Annotated in this window: 1 protein-coding gene; it reads left to right on the top strand. The window is 54.4% G+C overall.

Going from position 1 to position 1,113, the window contains the following annotated elements:
- On the top strand, positions 1-784 hold a 784-nt coding region (locus tag AB4043_RS26330), incomplete at its 5' end, for a hypothetical protein (RefSeq protein ID WP_442308632.1).
- Between the last annotated feature and the right edge of the window lie 329 nt (positions 785-1,113).

Raw genomic sequence — 1,113 nt, forward strand, 5'->3', positions numbered from 1 at the left:
GGGTGCGGATCGTCTCACGCATTTACGGATTCGCGGTAACTCGAGGATTCAGACCTTGGACAGCCTGCAGAATTTCCCTATGCTGCACCATTTGACTCTTTCGGGCTGTGCGGAATTATCTAGCCTATCTTCCATTGCCGGGCTCTCGCTACGTCATCTTACCTTCAGCGGCCTGGATAAGATCGGAAATCTTGAAGCGCTTGGCGAGCTGTCCTCGCTTGAATATCTTTATGTGGGAAGTCCATCATATTTGCCTCGTGGGTTGATGAACCTCCCGCAAGGTGCTCCGCTTCGCGACCTACACCTGCCTGGCGTGCCACTTCCGCGAGGTTGGCTTCGGGAGATCTATCGCTGGCCCGACCTGCAATATTTGACGCTCGGGCTTCATAATAGCCCTCAAACCGTCGCCGAATGGGAAGATATAGGCTCACTAGGGAATCTTCGAAGTCTTGCGACAGCCGGGTATTCTCTCGCCCATTTGCCGGAGTCTTTTAGTATGCCGGGCGTGACTCAGGTATTACTGACTTATCGCCTCGCTTCAACACTGAGCCTGTCGAAATTGCGTAATCATTTTCCCGATTTGTCTAATCTTTACATAGGTGGGCGTCACGCCTCAGGAGGTGTTGTGGACCTTTCCCCGCTCGCTGACCTACCGAATCTGAGCCATGTCGGTCTGCGAGGAATTGGGAAGGTTGTTGGCGTTGAGAAATTGCCGGAAAGGGTTGACGTGAGTGTTTATGGCTCCGCTTGGTTGGACCAATCTCATCTTTACGTCGATCGCTGAAAATCCCTAAGTGTTCAGGATAAATCCATGCCAAGGATCCTTAATTCTTTCTCGGTCCATGATGTCGATCCCTGGCCGCGTGGACGCAGCCAGGGATCGTTGAGCGTTTGTGTCAGGTAGTTCGACGCTTCGACGGAATGCTCTGTGGTCTCTCCTAGCAGCGCCGGACCAGCGTGACGGACTCAAGATGGGAGCCGATGCCGTCCTAGGCAGGCGGAGATCTTGGCGTTTGCTGTGTCGCCGCCGTTCCGCAGTAACTTCGCGTAGCCCTTGAAACAGCGGCGAGACACTGTTGCCCGCGCGCTGAGCAACCAGCTGTGGCTCCACTC

The organism is Terriglobus sp. YAF25 (assembly GCF_052113305.1).
Classification (GTDB): domain Bacteria; phylum Acidobacteriota; class Terriglobia; order Terriglobales; family Acidobacteriaceae; genus Terriglobus.